Origin of the sequence: Streptomyces sp. BK239, assembly GCF_004217285.1 — a bacterium.
Taxonomy (GTDB): domain Bacteria; phylum Actinomycetota; class Actinomycetes; order Streptomycetales; family Streptomycetaceae; genus Streptomyces.
This window is the reverse complement of sequence record NZ_SHKS01000002.1, coordinates 678669-703516: the sequence shown is the minus strand read 5'-3', so window position 1 is coordinate 703516 and position 24848 is coordinate 678669. Positions and strand designations below refer to the sequence as shown.

Genomic DNA, 24848 nt, shown 5'->3' with positions numbered 1-24848 from the left:
CACCACCCGCATGCCCGCTCACCGCATCAAGTCCCCCGCCAGCCTGGTGGCCGAGTCAGGCGCCGACCGCGAGGGCCACGGCCTGCGCCGCACCATGGGCCTCTTCCAGCTGGTCTGCTTCGGCCTCGGCGCGATCGTCGGCACCGGCATCTTCGTCGGACTCTCCGACTCGGTCGCCCAGGCCGGCCCGGCCGTCGTCGTCTCCTTCGTCCTCGCCGCGATCACCTGCGTGTTCACCGCGTTCGCGTTCGCCGAGCTGGCCGGGGCGATCCCCGTCTCCGGCTCCTCCTACTCCTTCGCCTACGCGAGCCTCGGCGAGCGCACCGCCTTCCTCGTCGGCTGGTGCCTGCTCCTGGAGTACGGCGTGTCGGTGAGCGCCGTCGCCGTCGGCTGGAGCCAGTACGTCAACGAACTCCTCGACAGCCTCACCGGTCTGCACCTGCCCGCCGCGTTGTCCGCGGGGCCCGGCGAGGGCGGGGTGGTCAACCTCCCGGCCGTGCTCGTCATCGCCATGGCCGCCGTGCTGCTGGTCCGCGGCATCCGCGAGAGCGCCCGGGCCACCGCCGCCATGGCCGTCCTCAAGCTCGCCATCCTCGTCGCGTTCTGCGCGATCGGCTTCAGCGCCTTCAAGGACGGCAACCTCACCCCGTTCACCCCGGCCGGCCTCGGCGGCATCGGCGCCGGAACCACCGCCGCCTTCTTCTCCTACATCGGCTTCGACGCGATCACCACGGCCGGCGAGGAGGCCCGCAACCCGCGCCGGGACGTGCCCGTCGCGATCCTCGTCTGCATGGGCCTGGTCACCCTGCTGTACTGCGCGGTCGCGCTCGCCGCGATCGGCGCCGTCGGCGGCGACGAGGTCGCGGGCCGCCCCGCCGCCCTGTCCCACGTCGTCAACCAGGTCACCGGCTCCTCGGTCGGCGGTGGGATCGTCGCCTTCGGCGCGGTCGTCGCGATCGCGTCGGTCGTCCTCGCGGTGATGTACGGGCAGACCCGCATCCTGATGTCGATGGCCCGCGACGGACTCGTCCCGCGCGTCTTCGAGAAGGTCTCGCCCCGCACCGCCACGCCCGTCGCGGGCACCCTGATCGTGGCGGTCGTCTTCGCCCTCCCGGCGGCCTTCGCCTCCCTGGACGCCGTGATGAACCTGTGCACCATCGGCACCCTCGCGATCATGGCCGTCGTCAACATCGCGGTGATCGCCCTGCGCCGCCGCGAGCCGTCACTGGCCCGCACCTTCCGCGTCCCGCTCTACCCCGCCGTTCCGCTGCTCGGCGTCGCCTTCTGCCTCTACCTGATGTACGAGACCGGGTGGGCGACCTGGCTCCAGTTCGCCGTGTTCCTCGCCGCCGGACTCGTGCTGTACGGGGTGTACGGCCGCCGCAACTCCCGGCTGGCGGCCGCCGACGAGGCCGAGGCTGTCACGAGGGGTGAGGACGCCACTGCCGGGGAACGGCAGCCAGCCTGAACCACACCGCCTTGCCGGTCTCCGTCGGCCGGTGCCCGCAGGACGAGCTGAGGGCGCGGATCAGCAGCAGCCCGCGCCCGTGCTCCTGCCACGGGTCGGGCTCGACGACCGGCGGGCGGGTCAGGTCGCCCGGCGGGGTGGGGTCGGGGTCGTGCACCTCCACCTGGCAGCCGGTCGGCTGCAACTCCACGACCAGCTCTATCGGGGCGTCCCCGGAGGTGTGCTCCACGGCGTTCGCCACCAGCTCGGCGGTCAGCAGTTCCGCCGTGTCGCTGTCCGCCCCGTGCGCCAGCTCGGCCAGCGCCGTGCGGATCAGAGCGCGGGCCACCGGCACGGCCGCGGCGGAGTGCGGCAGCGCGATGCGCCACGAGGCGGGCGAAGCAGGACGTTCGTGCAAGGCGATTCCGTTCATGGCGCAGGTTCCCGTGCTCGACATCAGGCAGTCCTGCTCTCAACTTCCAGGAATGGTACGGCGGCCTCCGGCTCAGTCGCACGAGGGTCGCCGCCCGGGGCCGTCGACCCCGTCGTCGGCGGCCTACCCGGCACAACGCCTTCCCTCGCACCCCTGCTCCCCTTGTTACCGCCCTATTGACGAGCGGTGACGCATGTGACGTGGCCCGGTCACGCAGTGACACGTCCGTGGCATACCCCCTCCCGTTATCGCGCACTCCTGACGGCAGTCACACAAGGGTGATAATTTCGAGGAGACCACTCGTCGAGGAGGCCGCCCTCATGAGTCCCTTCACCGGCTCCGCCGCCCGCACCTCCGACTGGCGCCACCTCCGGGTCACCCGGGCCGACGGCATCGCCACCGTCACCCTCGCCCGCCCCGAGAAGCTCAACGCCCTCACCTTCGGCGCCTACGCCGACCTGCGCGACCTGCTCGCCGAACTGTCCCGGGAGCGGGCCGTGCGCGCGTTGGTCCTGGCGGGCGAGGGGCGGGGCTTCTGTTCCGGCGGGGACGTCGACGAGATCATCGGCGCGACCCTCGCCCTGGACACCGCCCAGCTGCTCGATTTCAATCGGATGACCGGGCAGGTCGTACGGGCCGTACGGGAGTGTCCGTTCCCGGTGATCGCGGCGGTGCACGGGGTGGCCGCGGGCGCCGGCGCGGTCCTCGCCCTCGCCGCGGACTTCCGGGTCGCCGACCCCACCGCCCGCTTCGCGTTCCTCTTCACCCGCGTCGGGCTCTCCGGCGGCGACATGGGCGCCGCCTATCTGCTGCCCCGGGTCGTCGGCCTCGGTCACGCCACCCGGCTGCTCATGCTCGGCGAACCCGTGCGGGCGCCCGAGGCCGAGCGGATCGGCCTGATCAGCGAACTCGCCGAGGACGGCGGCGCCGACCAGGCCGCCCAGCGCCTCGCCCACCGCCTGGCCGGCGGCCCCGCCCTGGCATACGCCCAGACGAAGGCCCTCCTGACCGCCGAACTCGACATGCCGCTGGCGGCAGCGATCGAACTGGACGCCGCCACCCAGGCGCTCCTGATGAACGGCGAGGACTACGCGGAATTCCACGCGGCCTTCACAGCCAAACGCCCCCCGAAATGGCAGGGCCGCTGATGCGAGCGAATCCCGACGCGAGGCAACCCACCTCAGGGGCGCGGGAAACTGCGCGACAAGCCCCGACAAACCCGCACCCGCCGACCTCAGGTGCCCAGCCGGTACCTCAGAATCCCGACGTGAGGACCCCCACCTCAGGGGCGCGGCGAACTGCGCGACAAGCCCCGACGCACCCGCACCCGCCCACGTGGACGCACCCGCACCCACCCCACAACCCCACCCCCACCCACCCCCACCGCATAGCAGTCATCGGAGGCGGCCCCGCCGGCCTCTACGCCGCAGCCCTGCTGAAGAACCTGAACGCCCACCGCGAGGTGACCCTCTGGGAGCGCAACGCCCCCGACGACACCTTCGGCTTCGGCGTCGTCCTCTCCGACGAGACCCTCGGCGGCATAGAGAACGCGGACCCGGTCGTCCACGCAGCCCTGGAACGGGAGTTCACCCGCTGGGACGACATCCACATCGTCCACCGGGGCACCCGCCAAACCGCCGGAGGCCACGGCTTCGCGGCCCTCGGCCGAAAAAAGCTCCTCCAGATCCTGCACGCCCGCTGCCACACCCTCGGAGTGGACCTCCGCTTCAACACCCCCGCCCCACCGGCGGAGCGCCTCGCCGAGACGCACGACCTCGTCATCGCCGCCGACGGAGTCCACAGCACCACCCGCGACACCCACGCCCACCTCTTCCGCCCGACCATCGTGAACCACCGCTGCCGCTACATCTGGCTCGCCGCGGACTTCGCCTTCGACGCCTTCCGCTTCGAGATCGCCGAGACCGAGCACGGCGTGATGCAACTGCACGGCTACCCCTACGCGTCCGACGCCTCCACCGTGATCGTCGAGATGCGCGAGGAGGTGTGGCGGTCGGCCGGCTTCGGGGAGCTGGCGGAGGAGGAGTCCGTGGCACGCTGCGCGAAGATCTTCGCGGACGCACTGGGCGGCCGGCCGCTCAGGTCCAACCACTCGACGTGGTCGACCTTCCGCACGGTCGTCAACGAGCGCTGGTCGCACGGCAATACGGTCCTGCTGGGCGACGCCGCCCACACCGCCCACTTCTCCATCGGCTCCGGCACCAAGCTCGCCGTGGAGGACGCCCTCGCACTCGCGGCGTGTCTGGAGGAACAGCCCTCCCTGCCGGAGGCGTTGGCGGCCTACGAGACCGAGCGCCGCCCCGTCGTCGCCTCCACCCAGCGCGCCGCCCGCGCCAGCCTGGACTGGTTCGAGGACCTCGCCCGTCATGTCGACCAGCCGCCCCGCCGGTTCGCCTTCAACCTGCTCACCCGCAGCCGCCGCGTCACCCACGAAAACCTCCGCCTGCGTGACCCCCGCTTCACCGACGGCGTCGAGCGGGAGTTCGGCTGCCCGCCCGGCACGCCCCCGATGTTCACCCCGTTCCGGCTGCGCGGCCTGACCTTGCGCAACCGGGTCGTCGTCTCCCCGATGGACATGTACTCGGCGGCCGACGGCCTCCCCGGCGACTTCCACCTCGTCCACCTCGGCGCCCGCGCCCTCGGCGGGGCCGCGCTGGTGATGACGGAGATGGTGTGCGTCAGCGAGCAGGGCCGGATCACCCCCGGCTGCACCGGCCTCTACACCGGCAGGCAGACGGAGGCGTGGCGGCGGATCACCGACTTCGTCCACACCCGGGCGCCGGGCGCCGCGATCGGCGTCCAGCTGGGCCACTGTGGCCGCAAGGGCTCGACCCGGCTGATGTGGGAGGGCATGGACGAGCCGCTGCCCGACGGCAACTGGCCGCTGGTGGCCGCCTCCGCGCTGCCGTACAAGCCGGGAAGCCAACTGCCCCGCGAGCTGAGCCGAGCGCAACTCACCGATCTGCGCGAGCAGTTCACCTCGGCGGCCGGACGGGCCGCCCGCGCCGGCTTCGACCTGCTCGAACTGCACTGCGCGCACGGCTACTTGCTGTCCGGCTTCCTCTCCCCGCTCACCAACCGCCGCACCGACGCCTACGGCGGCTCGCTCGCCCGGCGGCTCCGCTTCCCGTTGGAGGTCTTCGACGCCGTACGGGCCGTATGGCCGCAGGAGAAGCCGATGACGGTCCGGATCTCCGCCACCGACTGGGCCGAGGGCGGCACCACGGCGGAGGACGCCGTCGAGATCGCCCGTGCCTTCGCCGCGCACGGCGCCGACGCGATCGACGTGTCGACCGGCCAGGTCGTCGCCGAGGAGGAACCGGAGTTCGGCCGGTCGTACCAGACGCCCTTCGCGGAGCGTATCCGCAGCACGGTGGGCCTGCCGGTGATCGCGGTCGGCGCGATCTCCTCCTGGGACGACGTCAACTCGCTGATCCTCGCGGGCCGAGCCGACCTCTGCGCCCTGGGCCGCCCCCACCTCTACGACCCGCACTGGACGCTGCACGCCGCCGCCGAGCAGGGCTACGACGGCCCCGGCGTCCTGTGGCCGGCGCCGTACCGCGCGGGCAGTCGCCCGCCGCGCACCGGCCGTACCGACGCGCCGAAGCCCCGCCTCACACTGCGGAGTTGAAGCACGCGAGGGGCCGCCCGCCCGTCACCCGGGCGGCCCCGCCGCGGCGAACTCCGCCCCCGCGTCCCGCAGTCGCTCGTGCAGGCCCCGGAAGACCGCCGCCGAACGCGTGCCCGGCCAGTTCGAGGGGAGCAGGTGGGCGGGCAGGCCGGGGTCGGCGTAGGGGAGATGGCGCCAGGAGTCCAGGGCGAGGAGATAGTCGTGGTAGGCCTCCTCCGGCGGGGTGTCCGCACGCTGCTCCCAGGCGCGCAGCACACCGGCGTGCCGGTCGAGGAACGCCTCGTGCCGCTCGGCGAGGGCGGTCAGGTCCCACCAGCGGGCGACGGCGTCGACGGTCGGCGTGAAACCCAGGTGCTCGCCGCGGAAGAAGTCGACGTAGACCTCCAGGCGCAGCCGCTCCAGCGTGTGCCGGGTCTCCTCGTAGAGCCGGGCGGGGGCGATCCACACGCCGGGCGCGGCCGTGCCGAAGCCCAGCCCCGCCAGCCGGGAGCGCAGGACGTGCCGCTTCTGCCGTTCCGACTCCGGCACGGAGAACACCGCCAGCACCCAGCCCTCGTCCTCGGGCGGCGCGGCGGCGTAGATCCGCCGGTCGCCGTCGTCGAGCATCTGCCGGGCTTCCGGGGACAGTTCGTACCCGGCCGCGCCCCGCGCCGTACGGGCCGGCACCAGCAGCCCGCGGCGCTTCAGTCTGGACACCGACGAGCGCACGGAGGGCGAGTCCACGCCGACCGCGGCGAGCAGCCGGATCAGCTCGGCGACGGGCACGGGACCCGCCGCGAAGCGGCCGTACGCGCCGTAGAGCGTGACGATGAGAGACCGGGGGGCAGGCTGGTCGGACACGTTGATCATCTTAGGTCGTCGGTATCACCGCTGGTCATCGTGGGTGTCCGCGGTGGCGTCGGTGCCGGTCTCCGAGCCTGTGCGCAGGAGGAACCGCTGGAGCTTGCCGGTCGCGGTGCGCGGCAGCGAGTCCAGCAGAACGATCTCGCGGGGGCACTTGTACGGCGCCAGCTCCGTCTTGACGAAGGCCCGCAGCGCCTCGGTGTCCGACCGCGCGCCGGCCCGCAGGACCGCGAACGCCACGACGACGTGCCCCCTCGCCTCGTCCGGCCGCCCGATCACGGCCGCCTCGACGACGTCCGGGTGCCGCATCAGCGCCTCCTCGACCTCCGGGCCCGCGATGTTGTACCCGGCGGAGACGATCATGTCGTCCGCACGGGCGACGTAACGGAAGTAGCCGTCGCTCTCCCGGACGTAGGTGTCGCCGGTGACGTTCCACCCGTCCCGCACGTACTCCCGCTGCCGGGCGTCGGCCAGATAGCGGCAGCCGACCGGGCCGCGCACGGCGAGGAGCCCGGGCCGCCCGTCGGGGACGGGGACGCCCCGCTCGTCCTGCACGCGCGCCTGCCAGCCGGGGACGGGCACGCCCGTGGTGCCGGGCCGGATGTGCTCGTCGGCGGCGGAGTGAAGATGTGCAGCAGCTCGGTGGCGCCGATGCCGTTGATCAGCCGCAGCCCGGTCCGCTCGTGCCAGGCCCGCCAGGTGGCGGCGGGCAGGTTCTCCCCGGCCGAGACGCAGCGCCGCAGCGAGGACAGGTCGTGCGCAGGGGAGGCGCCCCGCACGGCGGGTGCGTCGCCTCCGTCGAGTTCCGCCAGCATCGCGCGGTACGCGGTCGGCGCGGTGAACAGGACGGACACCCGGTGGGCTGCGATCGCCCCCAACAGCTGCTTCGGGCCCGCCTGTTCGAGCAGCAGGGTGCTCGCGCCGGCCCGCAGCGGGAAGACGAGCAGCCCGCCGAGGCCGAAGGTGAAACCGAGCGGAGGGCTGCCGGCGAACACATCGTCGGCCTGGGGTCTGAGCACATGCCTGGAAAAGGTGTCGGCTGCCGCGAGCACATCCCGGTGGAGGTGCATACAGCCCTTCGGGCGACCGGTGGTGCCGGAGGTGAAGGCGATCAGCGCCACGTCGTCGGCTGCGGTGTCCACGGCCCCGTACGGCACGTCCGGCGCCGGCCGGCGCAGCAGGTCGTCGGGGGCGTCACCGCCGTACGTGGTGATCCGCAGCCGGGGGATCTCCGCCTTGGCGAGGTCCTCGACCGCCCGGACGTCGCACAGGGCGTGCCGCACCCGGGCCATCTCGCACATCGTGCGCAGCTCGTGCGGGCGCTGCCGGGCCAGCACGGTGACCGCGATCGCGCCCGCCTTCAGCACCGCCAGCCAGCACGCCGCCAGCCACGGCGTGGTGGGCCCGCGCAGCAGCACCCGGTTGCCGGGGACGACCCCGAGGGCGCCGGTGAGGACATGCGCCAGCCGGTCTACGCGGGCGCGCAGCTCGCCGTACGTCCACACCGGCCCGGCGGGGGTGCGGAACGCGGGACGGCCGGCGTCGGGGCCGGCGAGGAGCTCGGCGGCGCAGTTCAGCCGTTCGGGGTAGCGCAGCTCCGGCAGGTCGAAGCGCAGGTCGGGCCACTGCTCGGGCGGCGGGAGGTGGTCGCGCGCGAAGGTGTCGACGTGGGCCGAGCGATGCCCGGCGGGTCGCGGGACGTTCATGGCGGGTCGCCCCCTTGCCTTGGGTGGGCGCCCGGGAGCGCCGTGGTGGGCGCCGGGAAGCGCCGTGATGGGCGCCTGGAGCGCCGTGGTGGGCGTCGTGGTGGGCTCGCCCACCGAGCGTATCGTGTCCGTGACGACAGTCAACGGTTCGCGATACCGTTGAGGCGCGCGAAGGAAAGGGGCCGGGGCGGGCGCGCGGGGCAGGCGCGCGGAGAGTCCGAGGGAGCCGTCGCAGAGAAGGGCCGACGATGTCCGCATTCTCACTCGAACCGGAACAGACCGCCTGGTGCGCCGAACTGCGCGCACTGGCCGCCGACCGACTGCGCCCGCTCGCGGACAAGGGCGAGCCGGGCCGCGTCAACCGCCCGCTTCTCGCCGAACTCGGCCGACTGGGCCTGCTCTCCCGTCTGTTCACCTCCGGAGCCGTCGACCTCTGCCTGATGCGCGAGTCCCTCGCGCACGCCTGCACCGAGGCGGAGACCGCCCTCGCCCTCCAGGGCCTCGGCGCACACCCCGTGCACGCCCATGGCGCCGCCGCCCAACGGGAGCGCTGGCTGCCCCGCGTCGCCGACGGCAGCGCGGTCGCCGCCTTCGCGCTGAGCGAGCCCGGCGCCGGTTCCGACGCGGCGGCCCTCGCCCTGGCGGCCGAGCCCGACGGCCCGGACGGCTGGCGCCTGACCGGCGAGAAGTGCTGGATCTCCAACGCCCCCGAGGCCGACGTCTACACCGTCTTCGCCCGCACCGCTGAGGCCGCGGGCGCGCGCGGCGTCACCGCGTTCCTGCTCCCCGCCGACCGCCCCGGCCTGACCGGCTCCGCCCTCGACATGCTCTCCCCGCACCCGATCGGCACGCTGCGCTTCGACGCCGTCCCGGTCACGGCGGCCGACGTGCTCGGCGAACCCGGGCACGGCTTCCGCGTGGCCATGTCCACCCTCGACCTCTTCCGCCCCAGCGTCGGCGCCTTCGCCGTGGGCATGGCACAGGCCGCCCTGGACGCCACCCTCGCGCACACCGCCCGACGCACCGCTTTCGGCGGCACACTGAGTGACCTTCAGACCGTGTCCCACCAGGTCGCCGAGATGGCCCTGCGCACCGAGGCCGCCCGCCTCATGGTCCACGCGGCGGCGGCCGCGTACGACGCCGGCGCCCCGGACGTCCCGCGTCGCGCCGCCATGGCCAAGCTGCTCGCCACCGAGACGGCGCAGTACGTCGTCGACACAGCCGTCCAGTTGCACGGAGCGCGGGCGCTGCGCCGAGGGCACCTGCTGGAGCACCTGTACCGCGAGGTACGGGCGCCACGCATCTACGAGGGGGCGAGCGAAGTGCAACGAGGCATCATCGCGCGGGAGTTGTACAGGGAGCTGCGTGAAGGCCGGGGCGCCGGGGCGGGCTCGGGCGAGGGCGCGATCGTCCGGGCGGGGGAGAGCCGGTGAGCGTCGAGCGCGTCAACCCGCCCGAGCTGTCCCCGCCCGCGGGCTTCTCCCACGCCGTCGTCGCCACCGGCTCCCGCGTGGTGTTCCTGGCCGGCCAGACCGCGCTGGACCAGGCCGGGAAGGTGGTCGGCGGGACGCTGACGGAGCAGTTCGAGCGGGCCCTCGCCAATCTGCTGGCCGCGCTCGCCGCGGCGGGCGGCGCCCCCTCGGACCTGGCGCGGGTCACGGTCCACGTCACCGACGTGGCCGACTACCGCTCCCGGGCCGCCGAACTCGGCCGAGTCTGGCGGAGGTTGGCGGGTCGGCACTACCCGGCGATGGCGGTCGTCGGGATCGTGCGGCTGTGGGACGAGGACGCCCTCGTCGAAATCGACGGGTTCGCGGTCCTCGACGAACGGCCCTGAATCAGGCGGCGACGGTCAGTCGGTCGGCCGTCGCGCGGTGCGGGGCCACGATGCGGCCGTCGGGGAGCAGTTCACCGGAGTCGTCGAAGACGATCGTGCCGTCGCACAGCAGGCTCCAGCCCTGCTCGGGGTGGGCGGCGACGACGTGCGCGGGGCGGACGCCGGCCGGGACGCTCGGAGACTGGTGGGAACACATGGCGCACCTCCACGTCGGGGGACCGGCCGTTCGGCGGGCCCCGTGCTCCGACGATGCGCCTGCCGGACGGCCGCCGCCAGACGCCGCCGCCGAATGTGACAGCACCGGGACGACTCCACGACCGTATGCCGACGCCCGGTGCGGACTCGCCACCGAAGGGGTGACGGTCACCGGCGGGAGGGCGGCCGCCCGGTACCAGTGGAAACCGTCTGAGGTTCCCCACCCCCGGAGGTCATCCATGTCGTTGCGTCCCGCCCTCACCGCGGCCGTCGGCGCCGCCCTGCTCCTGCTGGCCGTCCCGGCCGCGTCCGCCGCCGACCCGGCCCCGGCCCCGGCCGCGGAGGCCGTCACCGTCGACCCGGCCGGCGGCATCGCGGCGGACGGCACCGTCACCCTCTCCGGCACCTACCGCTGCGTGAACAGCACCGGCCCGGTGTTCGTCGCCTCCTCCATCGGCCAGGACTCCTCGACCGTGCGCTACGGCATCGGCGGCAGCCGCGCCGTGTGCGACGGCCTCGAGCACCGCTGGGTGAACACCGGCAAGCCCATGCCGGGCTCCCTCAAGGCCGGCACCGCCCGGGTCGAGGCGACGGTCCTGGAACTGCGCCCCCAGGGCCTGCTGCCCCTGCCCGAGTTCCACGCGACCCAGCAGCAGGACGTCACGCTGGTCCAGCGCTGAACGAGCGACCACGCGCGGGGGCGCCGCGCCGGCCCGACGGACCGTCGCGACGCCCCCCGCGCAGTTCACGGGCACGCGGTGCGGTGCCCGGGGGGTGCGGTCAGCACTCCCTCACACCGGGCAGCCAGGCGGCCGGGTCGTCGATGTAGATGTTGGTGATGTAGCCGCCGAGCGCCGGGATGTAGGACCAGGCGTCGTTGCTGTACCCCTCGGCGTTGACCAGGTCGCCGTGCTTCTGGCACTCCACGTACACCGGCGTCGGCCCGGTCAGGGTGCGCACGACCGCCGCGTTCAGCCGCGCGTCCTGCCGCACCCGCACGGAGGTGCCCCAGGTGGTGAAGTTGGTCCCCGGCTGACCCCCGCCGCCACCCGGGGTGCACGGCAGGTTCACACCCCGCGCCGCCAGGTACGGCACCGGGTCCATGCCGCGGGTGCTGGACGTGGACGCGTGCGCCTCGAAGTGCAGGTGGTTGCCGGAGGAGTCGCCCTCGGATCCCATCCGGGCGATCAACTGACCGCTGCTCACACGCTGGTTCACGGAGACCAGGCGCTCGTACATGTGGCCGTACTCGGTGACGGTGCCGTCGTCGTGCCGAATGCGGATCCACTGGCCGTAGCCGCTCGCGGGACCGGAGGCGATGACCGTGCCGGAACCGGTCGAATGGATGGGCGTGCCGCGGTTGTTGGCGATGTCGACGCCGTCGTGGCCGGAGTGCCACCACTGGGTCACGGTGCCGGCGGCCGGACAGGAGCCGGCCTCGGCGGGCCTGGCGGGCGGGGCGGCGTCGGCCGCGCCCGCCGTGAGCGGGACCAGCCCGGCCGCGGCGAGCGCGGCGGCGAACAGGCCTACGGCCTTGGTGCGGTTGGTGCGAGTGAGTACGCGCATGGCGGTTCTTCTCCGTACGTGGGTGATCGGGACGTGGGTGATCGGCCGGCGACGGGCCACCGGGCGGGCCGGGTTCAGCAGTTCGGGACGCCGGGCAGCCAGGCCGCGGGGTCGTCGATGTAGATGTTCGAGATCCAGGCGTTGTACTTCGGCAGGTAGGACCAGGCGTCGTTGACGTATCCCTCGGCCCTGACCAGCTCCCCGTGCGTCTGGCACAGGACGTCGACCGCGGTGGGCCGGGGCAGCGTGCCGACCGGGGGCCTGGCGGTGCCGGGGTCCGGGCGCAGGCTCACGTCGGTGCCCCAGGTCATGAACCGCTTCGTGTTCGCCGGCGGTTGCTCGCCGGCCCCCACGATGCGCAGGGCGCCCGCGTACTGGGCGTTCATCCGCACGTCGCTGACCATCACCAGCGTGCCGGACTCCCGTGCCTCGACCATCTTGCCGTTGCCGAGGTAGACGGCGATGTGGTGCACGCTGTTGAGGTTCGCCGGGTTCGTTCCCCACAGCAGCAGGTCGCCCGGCTGCAGCGGGGCGAGGCCGTCGGCCCGCGAGAACCGTGCCGTGGCGCCGCTCCACTGGGCCTGGTTCCAGGACCCCTCGGGCAGGCTGATCCCGGCGCCCTGCCATGCGGCGTACTGCACGAGGTGCGAGCAGTCGAAGCCCCTCACCTGGCTGTCGTGGGCGCCGGGGCCGCCGCCCGGGTAGTCCTGGCCGTACGTCGGCCCGTGGATGGAGCCGCCGCCCCAGGAGTACGGCACCCCGATCTGGGAGCACGCGGCGTTGACGATCGCCTGCGCCTGGGCCGGCGCGCCGGTCAGCGCACGGCAGTCGGCGGCGGCCGCGGAGGCGGTGGACGCCGCGGGCACGCCGGCCGGGGCGGCGTACGCCGTGCCGGTGCAGGCCAGTGCGGTGGCGAGGAGCAGCCCGCCGGCGGAGGCGACGGTGCGGTGGACGCGGTGGGTTCGGTGGGTTCGCTGAGCGCGGTGTGCACGGCGCATGGTGGGGTTCCCCCTGGTTCAGGTGGCGCTGTGGCGGGTGATCGGCAAGACGACCGGATCACCGGGTCAACGGACGAGGTGGGTGGATGGTGAGGCCCGCGGACGGGTGAGACGGCTGGTCGGTCCGCCTCAGGCGCATGCCGCCGACGTGGCTTTCGCGCCTCTCGGAGCTTTCATGGGCTTCGTGGCTTTCATGGCTTTCGTCATGGGGACGGTTGTGGCGCCGGTTTCGTATGCGTCGAGCGCGGCGCGCATTTTGGCGAGCCCGCGCATGCGGTTGCGCTGGACGGTGCCGCGGTGCGCGCCGAGCCGCTCGCCCGCCATGTCGTGGGTCAGCCCCTCGATGTCGACGAGGATCACCGCGGCCGCCTCCTTGGGGGACAGCCCGCTCAGCAGGGACGCGGCCGCCGACTCCGCCTCCCTCGTCGCGAAGCCGCCGTCCCAGCCCCGTTCGGGCAGCCGGTCGGTGCAGTGTTCACGGCGTGCGGGATGCCGCCAGGAGTCGCGCAGCAGGTTCAGCGCCGCCGCACAGGTGTAGGCGTACGGCTGCTGCTGACGCGCCAGGGTGCGGGCGCGGGCCCGGTGGGAGAGCCGGACGTACGTCTCCTGGAGCAGGTCGTCGGCGTCGTGCGGGTCGCCCGTCAGCGCCAGCAGCCGGCGCCGCAGTCTCGGCATCACCGCCGTGAACGCCTCGTCGAACTCGGCCGCGGTCATGTGGTCGGCGCGGCCCGCCTCCACCGCGGGAGGTGAGGCGGCCGCGGCTCTGGCGGTGAGCGTGTCGGTCGTGGTCGTCGTCGGCGGCGGGACGGAGATGGTCTGCACGGTGTTCCCCCGGGTCTGTCTCACGATGCGGTGCGGTGGTGCGAGCTGCGGTGAGGCGTTGCGGTCGTGTGCGTGACGTTCGCTACCGGTCGGCGGGCCCGTACTCGGCGGCGGGCGCGGCGGTCAGCAGCGCCCAGTACCGGTCGCCGTACGACCAGTGCCACCACTCGGTCGGGTAGTTGACGAAGCCCGCCGTCGTCATCGCCCGGTGCAGCAGCAGCCGGTTGGCCCGTGCCTCGGCGTCGATGTTGGTCGCGGCGGTGCGGCAGCCGCCCTCGCTCTCCTCAGGGGTGGCGTTGACCTCGGTGCCGAGGGGGAGTTCCTCGCCGTCCTCGGTGCACAGGGTCAGATCCACCGCGCCGCCGCTGACGTGCGGCGCGACCTCCGGGGGCGAGATGTAGGCGCTGGCCAGCTCACGGATGCGGACCGGCGAGGCGTCGGGGCGGGCGCGGCGCAGTGTGTCCGAGTAGGCGTCGAAGTAGCTGCGCTGCAACGCCGGCGGGCGGAACCCCTCGACCAGCAGCAGGCGCACGCCCGCGGGCAGGGCGCCCTGGGCGAGCAGCAGCCGGCGCAGGACGTCGGCCCGGACGTGCGCGTACGAACCGTCGGCGTCGGCCTTGCGGGCGTCGACGCGCAGTACGGCCGAGTCGCGGGCGTCGACCAGTCGTTCGCCGTTCTCGACGACGGGGGTCTCGGCCACGCGCCGGTCCGAGAGCAGGATGAGTTCTGTCACGCACACAGCGTCTGAAGGGCCCCTGCAGAACACCTGCAGCGCACCTGTACGCCGTCTTCAGAATCCCTGCAGAAATCCTGTAGAACCCCTGCGGACGGCTTGGGAATCCGCCGTGACGGTATGCGCGTAATGCGGCCGGTCCCTCATACGGGCGCCCCGCCGGCAGCGTCTCCCGTTCGACATCGGACAGTCGCCACTTCGGATGAGGAGGTAATCCCACCGGGCGCCCGTCGAATTCCGGCCAAGTGACGTTCACGCCGGTCCGCCGTGTGAAAAAGGGCGGTCCGGCATGAGGCATGCCCGCCGTCGGCCGCCGGTATCTTGTCCCCGAGTGCGGGAACGCGAAATCGGGGGATCACGGTGGACGTTCGCCTTCTGGGCCCTGTCGAGGTATGGAGCGAAGGAAAGCGGATTCCGCTCAACGGCGGTAAACCGACGGCCATACTGGCCGCTCTCGTCATTCATCCGGGTGAAGTTCTCTCCGCCGGGCGCCTGGTGGACCTGGTGTGGGAGGAGGAGCCGCCCGCCACCGCACGGGCGCTCGTCGCCACCCATGTCTCAGGCCTGCGCCGCGCCCTCGCCGGCACCGAGGGCGACGGCGTGATCGGCACCCGGTCGCCGGGATACGTCGCCGACCTGCCGCCCGCCGCCGTCGACGCCCGGCGCTTCGAACAGGCCTGCGCCGCCGGACGCCGGGCGGCGCTCGACGGCCGGCCCGAGGACGCCGTCGACACCCTGGAGGAGGGCCTGCGGCTGTGGCGCGGCCAGGACGCCCTCGAAGGCCTGAACCAGTCCTTCGCCCGCGTCGAGGCCATGCGCCTGCGTGAACTGCGGCTGGAGGCACAGGAGTTCCGCTTCGCCGCCGAACTGGACCTGAACCGCCGCACCGACCTCGTCGCCGAACTCGTCGCCCATGTCGCGGCCAACCCCCTGCGTGAGCGGCCCCGCGGCCAGTTGATGACCGCGCTGTTCCGCGCCGGCCGGGTGGCCGACGCGCTGCGCTCCTACGACGAGGGCCGCCGCCTCCTGCGCACCGAACTCGGCATCGATCCGGGGCAGGAACTGCGCGCCCTGCATCAGGCGTTGCTCCGTGCCGACACCGACGTGCTCGGCGCCCCGGCCCGACGGCCCGCCACGCCCGCCACCCGCACGGCCCCCGTGCGGGCCCAGAGCGTCGGCCCGCCGCACGCCCCAGGCGACGCCCCTCCGTTCCCGCACCCGCGCGACGGCGCCGAACCGCCCCACGAGGACGCCGAACCACCCCGCGACACCACGGACCGACGCCCCGCGCCCTCCCAACTCCCCCCGGACGTGGCCGACTTCGCGGGACGCTCCGAGCAGATCGCCTGGGCGACCGCTGTACTGGAACGGGTCCGGGACCCCGAGCGCACCGCGCCGCCCATCGGCGTCGTCTCCGGCCGCTCGGGCACCGGCAAGACCGCGCTCGCCGTGCATGTGGGCCACCGCACCGCCGCGCTCTTCCCCGACGGCCGGCTCTTCGTGGACCTGCGCGCCTCCGACCTGGAGCCGGTACGGACCGCCGACGCCCTCGCCCGGCTGCTGCGCGCCCTCGGCGTCGACCCCGACACCCCCGCCCGGGACGAGGAGGACCTCCTCGGGCTCTACCGCACCCACATCGCACGACGCCGGGTGCTGCTGATCCTCGATAACGCTGTCAACGAGGCGCTGCTGCGCCCTCTGCTGCCCCCGGGCGGCGGCTCAGCCGTGCTGGTCACCAGCCGGCGCCGGCTGGTCGCGATCGAGGGCGCCGCCCACCTCGATCTCGACGTGCCCTCCGAAGCGGAGGCCCTCGACCTGCTGGCCCGCGTGGCGGGACCGGCGCGGGCCGGCGTGGAGCCCGCGCGGGCCGCCGAGATCGTCGCCCTGTGCGGACGGCTCCCGCTCGCCGTCCGCGTCGCCGGCGCCCGCCTCGCCGCCCGCCCGCACTGGACGCCGGACCGGCTCGCCGCACGGCTGCGCGACGAGCGCCGCCGGCTGGACGAACTCCAGGCCGGCGATCTGGAGGTGCGCGCGAGCCTCGGACTCGGCTACGCGGACCTCGGCGCGCAGGAGCAACGCGCCCTGCGCAGGCTGGCCTTGATGGATCTGCCGGACTTCGCGGCCTGGGTCGCGGGCCCGCTCCTCGACGTCACCGCCGACGAGGCGGAGGAAGCGGTGGAGCGGCTCGTCGACTGCTACTTCGTGGAGGTAGTCCGCACCGACGAGACCGGCAGGACCCGCTACCGCATCCACGACCTCGCGCGCGAGCACGCCCGGGAACGCTGCCTGGCCGACGAGGACCGCGGCGAGCGGGAGGCGGCGGTCCGCCGGCTCGTGGACCGCTGGCTGGACATGGCCCGCAGCGCGGCGGCCCGCGGCCCCGGCGGGGCGTCGCGCCTCTTCCCGCTCGCGACCGGAGCCGCACACGACGCGCTGTACGAGACGCTGAACCTGGCCTCCCGCTCGGCGTCACCCTTCGCACCCGGCCGGCAGGACCAGGGCTCCCACCCGGCCGCCGAGCCCACCGCCTGGTTCGCCGCCGAACAACGATGTCTGCTCGCGGCGGTGACGCACTGCGCGGAGCACGGCATGCTCGACGCGGCGCGGGAACTGGCCACCGCCCTCATGGCGGCCTCCGCCGCGCTCTACAACGGCTTCGACGCCTGGTCCCGCTCCCACGACGTCGCCCTGGTCGCGGCACGCCGCGGCGGCGACGTCGAGGGCGAGGCCTGGCTGTTGCAGGGCCTCGGGCAACTCCGCCTGGAACAGGACCGCTTCGACGACGCGTACGCCCTGTTCGCCGCGGCGCTGCGGCTCTTCGAGGACAGGGACGTACCCCGCGGGCGCGCGCAGACACTGGCCGGCATGGGCGCGGCCCGCCGCGAACAGGCCCGTTTCGACGAGGCGTTGACCCTGCTGACGGCGGCCCTCGCACAGAACCGGGAACCGGAGGACGACGCCTTCACGGCCCATGTGCTGTACGGCATGGGCTGCGTGCACCGCGACCAGGGGCGCTACGAGGAGTCGTGGGACGCCCTGTCCCGCTCCCACCAGCTGTACACGGCGGCCCGCGACCGGCACGGGGAAGCACTCACCCTGCGCGCACAGGGCCTGTGGCACCGGGCGCGGGGCGAGCTGCGCGCGGCGGAGCAACTGCTGCGCAGGTCGCTCGCCCTCTTCGAGGAGACGGGCGACGCCTACGGGGTGATGTACGCGAGCCAGTCCCTCGCCAAGGTCGAGTTCCGGCAGGGCCGGATGGCCGAGTCCCGCGAACGCCTGGACCGGTGCCTGGACCTCACCCGTGAGCGCCAGGACATGTTCGGTGAGGCCCTCGTCCTGCGGACGCTCGGCGAATGGCACCTCGCGGCGTCCGACTGGTCGTCCGCGACCGATGACCTGCGCCGGGCCCTCGGGCTCTGGGAGAAGCTGGACCTCCCCCTGTGGCGCGCCCGCACCCTGCGCGACCTCGCCTCCGCCGCGCGAGGCCGGGGAGACACCGGGCCGGCACAGGAACTGAGGGAGGAAGCCCGGCGCGTCTTCCTCGAACTCGGCAGCCGCGAGGCGACCGAGGACGCCCCGGCCGGTTGAGCCCCCGCCGGCGGCGCGCGGCGGCAGTCATACGGGCTCCGCCCACCGCCCGTCCTCACACGGACAGGGCGGCGCCCGCCGCCGCTGCCACTTCGGGGAAGGAACCCACGATGACGATGACGCACACGTCACCGGCGACGAGCGAGCACGCACGACGCGGACACGAGGGCCGCGCGGAGGACGGCGGCCGGGCACGCGACCGCCGCAGGGGAGGCCTCGCCGGCAGGGCGCTTCGGACGCTCGCCGGCCTGCTGGCGGTCGTCGCGTCGCTCCTCGTCGTCGGCGCGCAGCCGGCCGCCGCGCACCCGCCCACCGGGTCCGTGTACGTGTGGGCCAGCGACGTACGGGTGCGCTCGTGCCAGAGCACCTCCTGCTCCCTCGCGACCGACGAGGTGCTCACCAGGGTCAGGGTCCAGGCGTACTGCCAGATCGACAACGGCACGGCCGGCCGCGTGACGGACGGCCCGTACACCAACACCTACTGGGTGCAGGTCATCACGCCGGGCCGGACGCTGGGCTGGATCTCGGCGGTCTACGTCAGCGGCGGCTCCAACAACTCCCCGGTGCCCGGCGCCCCGGTCGACAGCCCCTCCGACCCCACCATCGACTGCGAGTACATCTAGCCGTTCCGGCAGACCACGCTCCCCACACCCGTCGCGCACCCCGGACCACGGAGGCCCATGAACACGAGAAGCCTGACCAGGGTGGCGGCCACGGCCGCCGCCCTGGCCGCCACCGTCCTGATCGCGTCGCCGACCGCGGCCTCCGCGGCCCCCGCGGCGCCGCGAACCGCCCCCGCCCGAGCGGCCCTGACCTCCGTCTACATCTGGGCCACCGGCGTCAACGTCCGCCATGACGGGGCCGACGCGGACTGCGTCTTCTACCCGTCGCGGGGGACCTGCCCGACCGTCGTCGCCACCGTCTCGCGCACCACGGCACAGGCCCACTGCCAGCGCGAGGGCGAGACCATCCGCGACAGCGGCTACAGCAACCGCTGGTGGACCCTGGTCGAACTGGCCGACGGCAGGGTCGGCTGGGTCAACAACATCTACATCCAGGGCGGCGAGAAGATCGCCGGCGTGCCCGACTGCTCCTGGTGAGCCGGACGCGACGACCGTGAGCCACCGCCGCGCGCGGTGGCTCACGGTCGCGTTCGTCCCGCTGCTCAGAACGTGCAGTCGCTGACGTGGGCCAGATGCTCGTCGCCCACCAGGTACACGTTGTTGACCCAGCCCCAGGGACCGCTGGGCGACTCCACGTACGTCCACCACCGGCTGCGGTAGCCGGAGTCGACGATCTCCTCACCCTGCTTCTGGCAGTAGGCGGGCACGGTGGTCTCGGACACCGTCGCCACGACCGGGCAGTTCGCGCGGGACGGGAGGTTCTGGCAGATCCGGAACTGCGCCGAACCCGACTCCCCGTTACGGACGTTGACGCCCGAAGCCCACACCCGGACCTCCGCGAAGGCGGCCGCCCGAGCAACTGCCCCCTGCCCGCCGCCCTGAGCGGCGGACACCCCGGCCCCGGGCCCGGCGACCACAGCGGCCCCCACCGCCCCCACGACCGCCAGCCCCCTGATCACGCTGCGCACTCTCATCGTTCTCCCTTCCGAGTGACCGGTGCACCACACGACCGCCCGCCACGCCCACCGACGGGCGCGGCAACCGGCACAGGAAGGACGGCCCGCAGGACGGCCGTATATGACAAGGGAGTCTGGGGCGCGGTTCAGATGACCCGGGAGGGACCGGCCAGCGCCATGACCTGCGGCGATGGCCGGTGATGGGACGCTGATCCGCGCGAATGGGCTTTCGGTTGCTTCACGCTCGTACCTGTTGATGCGGGCGGAAGTCCCGGTACCCCCGCTGGTCATGGCCGACGACCCTTCAAGCTCGATAACGACCAGATACTGCCCACATCGGCCACGTGGGCCGAAATCGCCCTCTTTTCAACTGCTCCGAGACGAACGGACCCTGGCGGGAAGGGATGCGCACGGACGGTGCCGAGGGGGAGCCACGATGTCCGGACCGCTCTATGTTCCCGTTCTGCCGACGAAGCCGCACGCGGCCGGGGCCTTCCGGCTGCTGTGGCCGGATGTCCGGGCCTCGATCAGACCGCTGTGGAACCTGCCGCCGTTGCCCGGGGTGGCCCCGGAGTCGTTGGGCACGATGGTCGGCACGTACGTCGATCCGGTGAGCGCCGTGAGCCGTTACGGCGGATGGATCGACGCTCCCTTCGGTGAGAACGCCCAGACCGCCGCCCTCTCCGAAGCGCTGGCGGTGTACTGCGAGTTGGGACGGCTGAGGCCGGTCACTGGGCCGGAGAGGACCGTGGAGCAGCAGGCGGCGGCCGTGGAGACGGCCCGCCGTTGCCTGCGCGGCTTGGGCGTGCGGGTGCGCGTCACCGCGGAGTGGGACGGTCGTCTCGGTGGGGATGTCCGGGACCTGCTGGACCGCACCGGTCCGGAAGTGCCCCTGGATCTGCTGCTCGACATGGGCGCGGTCCTCGACGACCGGCCCGACGCGGGCAAGGAGGCGCTGCGCGCCCTCGACGCGCTGGTGCCCTTGGCGGTCTGGCGGAGCGCCGCCCTGCTCGGAGGCGGTTTTCCGCGGGTCACCGCCGACATGCTGGAGGAGGGGCCGTGCGAGGCATCACGGGCGGAGTGGAGCATGTGGCACGAGGTGCGCGCGACGGGCAGGGCCTACACCCCGCTCCTCGGCTACGGCGACTATGGGGTGCAGCCCCCCAGTGCCCTCGCGCAGGCCCCGGCGCCCGGGAGGAAAGGCGGCCCGCCCTGGGGTGCGCTCCGCTACACGACCGACAGCTCGTACCTCCTCGTCAAGACGCTGACACGAGGCCCCGACCGGATCGCCGTCAACCGTGCCGCGGCCCGCCGGATCACCGAACTGCCCGAGTTCCGGGGAGGGGAAGCCGGACAGGGCGAGAAGTGGCTGAGCGACTGCGCGCACGGCCCACTCACGACCAGTGAGGGCGTGGGCGGGCCCACGGAGTGGCTGCGGGTGGGAGACCTCCAACACATGACGTACGTCGTACGAAGCCTGTCCGGCGGCTGAGCGGGCCCCGGGACAGGCTCCGAGGAACCCGGCCATCCTGTGCGTGGCTCAGTCGAAGAGCGGTGCCAACGCGGGATCGCCCGACAGGATCCGCCAGGCCGGGACCCGAACCGTCCGGCTCACCGGGCAGGGTTTGGCGCCGTGGCCCCCGGAGGGCAGGCCGGTGAGCAGGTCGCCTCGCGCGTGGACGAGCCGGAGGTGCCGCGCGGGATCAGCGCCGGGCTCCGTCGGCCCGGGGTCAATGAGCACCGCCGTGTTCTCGCCGGCGTCGGTGAACAGTAGGTCCACCGGGTGTCCGCCCACCAGCACGGCCCGCTCCAGATCGGTGATCCCCCGTCCGGTCAGGTACCGCTGCAGGCGGTCGGCGAGGTCCTCGGCGACCTCGGCCGCCGGGCCGGGCCCGCCGGCGTCGGCCGGAGCGCCGTCGTCGCTCGCTCCCAGCGGCGTCGAGCGCGCGGCGAGGAGGGCCGGCAGGCCGCTCTGCTCCTGCCAGAACGCGAGACCGCCGACGGTGACCAGCTGCGACTTGGCACGGGTGACCGCCACGTTCCACAGGTTGACCTGGCTGGCGACCCAATGCGTGGTCCGGGGCGGGGTGTTGGACGCCGCCACCGGGCTTAGCACCATTACGTCGCGCTGTCCGCCCTGGAAGGTGTGGACGGTGCCGACCCGGACCCGATCGTCGTCCCGCCACATCCGGGCCAGTGCCTCCTTCTGCGCGCGGAACGGCGTGACCACTCCCACCGTCGCCTCTGGTTCGAGTCTCGCCAGCAGTCCGTCGACCACATGCCGCACGGCCTCCGCCTCCGCCGCGTTGCGCCAGGACCGCCCGTCGCCGCCGCGTGCCGAGCTCCCGGACGGTACGTCGACCCAGCCGAGCACCGGTGCCGGGTCGGCCGCTCCCACCGGGTCGTGCGCCGGTACCTGCCGCCGCACGTCGGTCAGTACCCGCAGCCGGCCGCCGTAGCAGTGGCCGTTGACGACGTCCGCGATCTGCGGGTGGCAGCGGTAGTGCTCGTCGAGGAGCAGCGCGCCCTCGCCGTGCTGTTCGGCCGCGTGGTACGAGGAGTGCACGTGGTAGGTGAGGCGGTGGTGCTCCAGTTGGGCAGCACTCAGCCCAGCCCGTGTCCGTGCCTGCCGCTCCTGCTGTGGGGACACGCCGGGGATGTGCCCGAGCTGCATGGGGTCACCGATGACCAGTGCCCGGCGGGCCCGAAAGAGCAGCGGCAGCACCGATGGAATGGAGCACTGGCTGGCCTCGTCGATGACGACGAGGTCGAACAGCTCCGGCGTGAGCTCCAGTTGCCGCACTGAGTGGGTGCTGACGGCCCACCCCTTGACATGCGTCATCAGGTTCTTCTGGCTGCGCTGGTAGCCGGACCGGCGGCGCAGTGCCTGGAGCCGCTGGTTCATGAGTCCGGTCGCCCGGCCGAGGGCCTCGGCGGACAGGGCGCGGGAGAGTTCCGCCGACAGGCCAGTCAGCGCCTGAGCCGTCGCCAGCCGGGACGTCTTGAGCCCGTCCTCGTCCCAATCCCAGTGCTCGCGGACGAGTTTCCGCACCTCCCGCTCCACGGACACGACCTCGGCCAGAGACTCCAGCAGTCCGGGCGGCACCGGTCGTTCCGTGGCCCAGGCCGGCCATGCCGGGCCTGACCCCTCGGACTGCCCGGCTCCTGCGGTGACCAGCGCGGCGAGCGTCCGCCCGCGCCGCCACGCCCCGAGCTGCCACCAACGGGCCGCGGCCGTCTTCCGCGCCCGGCCCACCCATCGGTCCAGCGGGGTGGAGTCGTCCGGGTCCGTCGCCCAGGCCCCTTCGAGGAGGGACAGGGGCAGCTCCAGGGCGGCGGTGCGCTCCTCCCGGTCGCGGAGCAGTTGCAGCAGCCGCGTCTCCTCACCGACGCGCCGAGCCGCTTCCACTCGCAGCCGGTCGGCCGCTCCCCGGGTGTTGCGCAGTGCGCCGCTCACGGTGGCCGATCCGCGTCGTTGCGCTCCGGCCGGTGCGGCGAGCAGCCGTTCCAGTTTGGCCGCCTCCCGTTCCAGCGCCTCCGCGTTGCCTGTCCGCATCAGCAGACCGGGCGCGATGTCGTCGCAGCGCTGGGCGACGACGTTCACGGCCTCGTTGTTCGTGGAGGCGACCAGCACCGACTGCCCCGCGGCGACGCAGGTGGTGACGACCGCCGTGACGACCTCGCTCTTGCCCGTACCGGGCGGCCCGGTCGCCACCGTCAGCGGCTGGGTCATCGCCGAGGAGATCACCTGCTCCTGGCTCTCGTTGCACGGTCCCGGGGCAACGGGTGTCACCGCGTCGGCCGGTGCCGAGGTCGTGTCCCGCGCCTCCCGGGCCCCGCCATCCAGCAGCGCGCCAAGGGCAGTGCCCGGGATCTGAGCGGTCCGTGTGGAGATCTCCAGCAGATTGTCCACCAGAGCCTGGGTGGCCATGGCCTCCGCGCCCGAGGGCACCAGCAGCACGGCCGCGTTGTGCGCGCCGGGCCGCAGCGCCTGCATGACCGTGCGGTCGCTGAGCGCAGATGGGTCCAGCGGTTCAAGTTCCGGCAGGCCCAACTCCTCCAGTAGCTCCCGCACGGCGCGCAGCATCTGGGCGTCGTTGCCCTCCTGCCAGGCCGGCTGCCAGCGGGCGACCAGGTCGGCGGCGTCGCCCGCGTCGAGGAGGTCCGCGACGACGCCGCTGTGCAGGGACGGCACGCCGCTGGGCCGGAGCACGTCCCGGCCGTCCTTGTCCGGCGCCAGTTCCATCTGCTGGACGAGCAGCGGCGCCAGCTCCACTGTCGCGCGCCGCCCCCGACCACCGTCCCGCGCGGGCAGGGTGATCGCCGGGTAGCCGTACCAGTACTCCTGCCGTGACCCTGACTCGCCGCCCGATCCGGTCCGCCCGTCCTGAGGCCGGGGCAGCGAGCCGGGCGCGACGATGTGCGGTCCCCGGCCCGACTGGATGGTCTCCTCGCCTTGGGCCAGCAGGAAGTACTTGGTGTTCCGGCCGGCGTCCCGGTCCGGTCGCATCCCAGCCGCCGCCTGCGCGGTGAGGCAGTCCGCGTAGTACCGCAGCAACCGTTGCGCGTCGACACCGTCCCGTTCGTCCGCCTCGGCCGCCTCCCGCGCCTTCAGCAGAGCAGGGGAGCGCTGGGCGGCCCCGGTGGCATCGTGAGGCAGCACGGGAAGCCGCACCGGCCTTGCCACCGACCGGGCGAAGGGCAGGCTCCGGGTGGCCCTGATGGTGGACTTGGTGGGCCGCTGCTCCTGGGGCACACCCTCGCGGGTCATCTGGGCGGTCAGGTAGTCGAAGAGGTCGTCCGGGGTGATCCAGCCGCCGTCCTTGATCCGCCCGTTGCGCAGGCCCTCGACGATCTCCCCGGTGAACCGGGAGGTGCCGAGGTCCGACCCCTGCGGCGCCATCGCGGAGGCCGCCTGGAGGGCGTCGGACGCGGTGATGAAGTACACACCGGTCGGCTTCAACAGGGTGCTCGGCGTGGGCCGGTCCGGCTGTCCAGCCGGTCCCTTGGCGGTCCAGCCCTGGACGACGGAACCGCTGGAGCAGCAGTCCAGCAGGACCAGTTTGGAGGCGGCCCGGCAGGATTGAAGCATCCGCTCCAGAAACTGCGCCGGTACGGCCGTGCCCGGCAGGTCGGCGGGGTCGGTGTCCCGGGTCAGGAAGTACAACTGGCCGTCCTGCTCGCAGTACTCGCCGTGCCCGCTGAAGTAGAGCAGTGCGGTCTCGCTGGCCTGCCGGGCCTCCAGGAACGTCGCGACGGCGTGCAGCATCTCAGCGCGCGTCGGCTCGGCGGCCACCGCGCACTCGTTGTACATCCCGATCTCGGTGTTCTCCAGCACCGCCCGCATGTAATGCAGGTCGGCCAGTACAGCCGGGAGGTTCTGGTACGTCGCGCTGTCGTACGTGGAGACACCGACGAGTAACGCGTGGCGGTCGTTGTCGGTCATCGCCGC

General features: G+C 73.4%; 19 protein-coding genes and 1 pseudogene. 10 read left to right on the top strand and 10 right to left on the bottom strand.

What is annotated here, in order from left to right; all coding sequences use genetic code 11:
- The first annotated feature begins 10 nt into the window (after positions 1–10).
- Entirely contained in the window at positions 11–1468 is a 1458-nt protein-coding gene (locus tag EV567_RS08970) for an amino acid permease (protein WP_130438118.1), read from the top strand.
- Here EV567_RS08970 and EV567_RS08965 read toward each other — a convergent pair.
- Positions 1422–1880 carry an ATP-binding protein gene (locus tag EV567_RS08965; RefSeq protein ID WP_130438117.1) on the bottom strand — a complete coding sequence of 153 codons (459 nt, stop codon included), beginning with the start codon at positions 1878–1880 and terminating at the stop codon, positions 1422–1424. The two genes, EV567_RS08970 and EV567_RS08965, sit on opposite strands and share 47 nt — an antisense overlap.
- Before the next feature lie 320 nt (positions 1881–2200).
- On the opposite strand from EV567_RS08965, the gene EV567_RS08960 reads away from it, so the two are divergent.
- Together EV567_RS08960 and EV567_RS08955 are read left to right on the top strand one after the other, a co-directional pair.
- Positions 2201–3028: an enoyl-CoA hydratase family protein gene (locus EV567_RS08960; RefSeq protein ID WP_130438116.1), complete on the top strand. Its 828-nt coding sequence runs from the start codon at positions 2201–2203 to the stop codon at positions 3026–3028.
- A gap of 119 nt (positions 3029–3147) precedes the next feature.
- A complete protein-coding gene (locus tag EV567_RS08955) occupies positions 3148–5529 on the top strand; it encodes a bifunctional salicylyl-CoA 5-hydroxylase/oxidoreductase (protein WP_242620725.1) in 2382 nt (793 codons plus the stop codon).
- 24 nt (positions 5530–5553) lie between these two features.
- On the opposite strand, the gene EV567_RS08950 is transcribed toward EV567_RS08955, so the two are convergent.
- Positions 5554–6378 carry a PaaX family transcriptional regulator C-terminal domain-containing protein gene (locus EV567_RS08950; RefSeq protein WP_130438114.1) on the bottom strand — a complete coding sequence of 275 codons (825 nt, stop codon included), beginning with the start codon at positions 6376–6378 and terminating at the stop codon, positions 5554–5556.
- A 15-nt stretch (positions 6379–6393) separates the two neighbouring features.
- Positions 6394–8078: pseudogene (locus tag EV567_RS08945) on the bottom strand (AMP-binding protein).
- Positions 8079–8326: 248 nt separating this feature from the next.
- Between EV567_RS08945 and EV567_RS08940 the strand changes: the two are divergent.
- On the top strand, positions 8327–9511 hold the full coding sequence (locus EV567_RS08940) for an acyl-CoA dehydrogenase family protein (protein ID WP_130438113.1): 1185 nt from the start codon (positions 8327–8329) through the stop codon (positions 9509–9511).
- Positions 9508–9915 carry a RidA family protein gene (locus EV567_RS08935; protein WP_130438112.1) on the top strand — a complete coding sequence of 136 codons (408 nt, stop codon included), beginning with the start codon at positions 9508–9510 and terminating at the stop codon, positions 9913–9915. Before EV567_RS08940 ends, EV567_RS08935 begins: the two co-directional genes overlap by 4 nt.
- A gap of 1 nt (position 9916) precedes the next feature.
- On the opposite strand, the gene EV567_RS08930 is transcribed toward EV567_RS08935, so the two are convergent.
- Positions 9917–10111 (bottom strand): DUF5999 family protein, encoded by a 195-nt coding sequence (locus tag EV567_RS08930; protein ID WP_130438111.1) that lies wholly within the window; start codon positions 10109–10111, stop codon positions 9917–9919.
- 238 nt (positions 10112–10349) lie between these two features.
- Here EV567_RS08930 and EV567_RS08925 point away from each other — a divergent pair, with 238 nt between their 5' ends.
- Positions 10350–10790 carry a DUF6299 family protein gene (locus EV567_RS08925; protein ID WP_130438110.1) on the top strand — a complete coding sequence of 147 codons (441 nt, stop codon included), beginning with the start codon at positions 10350–10352 and terminating at the stop codon, positions 10788–10790.
- Between the two features lie 100 nt (positions 10791–10890).
- Here EV567_RS08925 and EV567_RS08920 read toward each other — a convergent pair whose 3' ends face one another.
- The 4 genes from EV567_RS08920 to EV567_RS08905 form a co-directional block, all read right to left on the bottom strand.
- Positions 10891–11676, bottom strand: coding sequence for a M23 family metallopeptidase (locus EV567_RS08920; RefSeq protein WP_130438109.1), 786 nt, complete (start codon positions 11674–11676; stop codon positions 10891–10893).
- A 74-nt stretch (positions 11677–11750) separates the two neighbouring features.
- Positions 11751–12674 carry a C40 family peptidase gene (locus tag EV567_RS08915; RefSeq protein WP_130438108.1) on the bottom strand — a complete coding sequence of 308 codons (924 nt, stop codon included), beginning with the start codon at positions 12672–12674 and terminating at the stop codon, positions 11751–11753.
- 129 nt (positions 12675–12803) lie between these two features.
- Positions 12804–13496, bottom strand: a complete 693-nt coding sequence (locus EV567_RS08910; RefSeq protein WP_242620724.1) for an RNA polymerase sigma factor — start codon at positions 13494–13496, stop codon at positions 12804–12806.
- Between the two features lie 82 nt (positions 13497–13578).
- Positions 13579–14229, bottom strand: coding sequence for a M15 family metallopeptidase (locus EV567_RS08905; RefSeq protein WP_130438107.1), 651 nt, complete (start codon positions 14227–14229; stop codon positions 13579–13581).
- A gap of 360 nt (positions 14230–14589) precedes the next feature.
- Between EV567_RS08905 and EV567_RS08900 the strand changes: the two genes are divergently transcribed.
- From EV567_RS08900 to EV567_RS08890, 3 genes are all read left to right on the top strand, one after another.
- Positions 14590–17817 (top strand): BTAD domain-containing putative transcriptional regulator, encoded by a 3228-nt coding sequence (locus tag EV567_RS08900; protein ID WP_130438106.1) that lies wholly within the window; start codon positions 14590–14592, stop codon positions 17815–17817.
- A gap of 110 nt (positions 17818–17927) precedes the next feature.
- Positions 17928–18440 (top strand): hypothetical protein, encoded by a 513-nt coding sequence (locus EV567_RS08895; RefSeq protein ID WP_130438105.1) that lies wholly within the window; start codon positions 17928–17930, stop codon positions 18438–18440.
- A gap of 57 nt (positions 18441–18497) precedes the next feature.
- The gene (locus EV567_RS08890) at positions 18498–18917 is read left to right on the top strand and encodes a peptidase M23 (RefSeq protein WP_130438104.1); all 420 of its coding nucleotides are present in this window, start codon (positions 18498–18500) and stop codon (positions 18915–18917) included.
- A 65-nt stretch (positions 18918–18982) separates the two neighbouring features.
- Here the strand turns inward: EV567_RS08890 and EV567_RS27780 are convergent, their stop codons facing one another.
- Positions 18983–19414 carry a hypothetical protein gene (locus tag EV567_RS27780; protein WP_165430332.1) on the bottom strand — a complete coding sequence of 144 codons (432 nt, stop codon included), beginning with the start codon at positions 19412–19414 and terminating at the stop codon, positions 18983–18985.
- 418 nt (positions 19415–19832) lie between these two features.
- On the opposite strand from EV567_RS27780, the gene EV567_RS08880 reads away from it, so the two are divergent.
- Positions 19833–20888, top strand: coding sequence for a beta family protein (locus EV567_RS08880; RefSeq protein WP_130438103.1), 1056 nt, complete (start codon positions 19833–19835; stop codon positions 20886–20888).
- A 48-nt stretch (positions 20889–20936) separates the two neighbouring features.
- Here EV567_RS08880 and EV567_RS08875 read toward each other — a convergent pair whose 3' ends face one another.
- Entirely contained in the window at positions 20937–24842 is a 3906-nt protein-coding gene (locus tag EV567_RS08875) for a caspase, EACC1-associated type (RefSeq protein ID WP_130438102.1), read from the bottom strand.
- Positions 24843–24848 lie beyond the last annotated feature (6 nt).

What these genes read in the sequence shown, in the direction of transcription:
- EV567_RS08970 (WP_130438118.1), top strand. Translation starts at nt 11, where the DNA reads ATGCCCGCTCACCGCATCAAGTCCCCCGCCAGCCTGGTGGCCGAGTCA.
- EV567_RS08965 (WP_130438117.1), bottom strand. Translation starts at nt 1,880, where the DNA reads ATGAACGGAATCGCCTTGCACGAACGTCCTGCTTCGCCCGCCTCGTGG.
- EV567_RS08960 (WP_130438116.1), top strand. Translation starts at nt 2,201, where the DNA reads ATGAGTCCCTTCACCGGCTCCGCCGCCCGCACCTCCGACTGGCGCCAC.
- EV567_RS08950 (WP_130438114.1), bottom strand. Translation starts at nt 6,378, where the DNA reads ATGATCAACGTGTCCGACCAGCCTGCCCCCCGGTCTCTCATCGTCACG.
- EV567_RS08940 (WP_130438113.1), top strand. Translation starts at nt 8,327, where the DNA reads ATGTCCGCATTCTCACTCGAACCGGAACAGACCGCCTGGTGCGCCGAA.
- EV567_RS08930 (WP_130438111.1), bottom strand. Translation starts at nt 10,111, where the DNA reads ATGTGTTCCCACCAGTCTCCGAGCGTCCCGGCCGGCGTCCGCCCCGCG.
- EV567_RS08925 (WP_130438110.1), top strand. Translation starts at nt 10,350, where the DNA reads ATGTCGTTGCGTCCCGCCCTCACCGCGGCCGTCGGCGCCGCCCTGCTC.
- EV567_RS08920 (WP_130438109.1), bottom strand. Translation starts at nt 11,676, where the DNA reads ATGCGCGTACTCACTCGCACCAACCGCACCAAGGCCGTAGGCCTGTTC.
- EV567_RS08915 (WP_130438108.1), bottom strand. Translation starts at nt 12,674, where the DNA reads ATGCGCCGTGCACACCGCGCTCAGCGAACCCACCGAACCCACCGCGTC.
- EV567_RS08895 (WP_130438105.1), top strand. Translation starts at nt 17,928, where the DNA reads ATGACGATGACGCACACGTCACCGGCGACGAGCGAGCACGCACGACGC.
- EV567_RS08890 (WP_130438104.1), top strand. Translation starts at nt 18,498, where the DNA reads ATGAACACGAGAAGCCTGACCAGGGTGGCGGCCACGGCCGCCGCCCTG.
- EV567_RS27780 (WP_165430332.1), bottom strand. Translation starts at nt 19,414, where the DNA reads ATGAGAGTGCGCAGCGTGATCAGGGGGCTGGCGGTCGTGGGGGCGGTG.
- EV567_RS08880 (WP_130438103.1), top strand. Translation starts at nt 19,833, where the DNA reads ATGTCCGGACCGCTCTATGTTCCCGTTCTGCCGACGAAGCCGCACGCG.
- EV567_RS08875 (WP_130438102.1), bottom strand. Translation starts at nt 24,842, where the DNA reads ATGACCGACAACGACCGCCACGCGTTACTCGTCGGTGTCTCCACGTAC.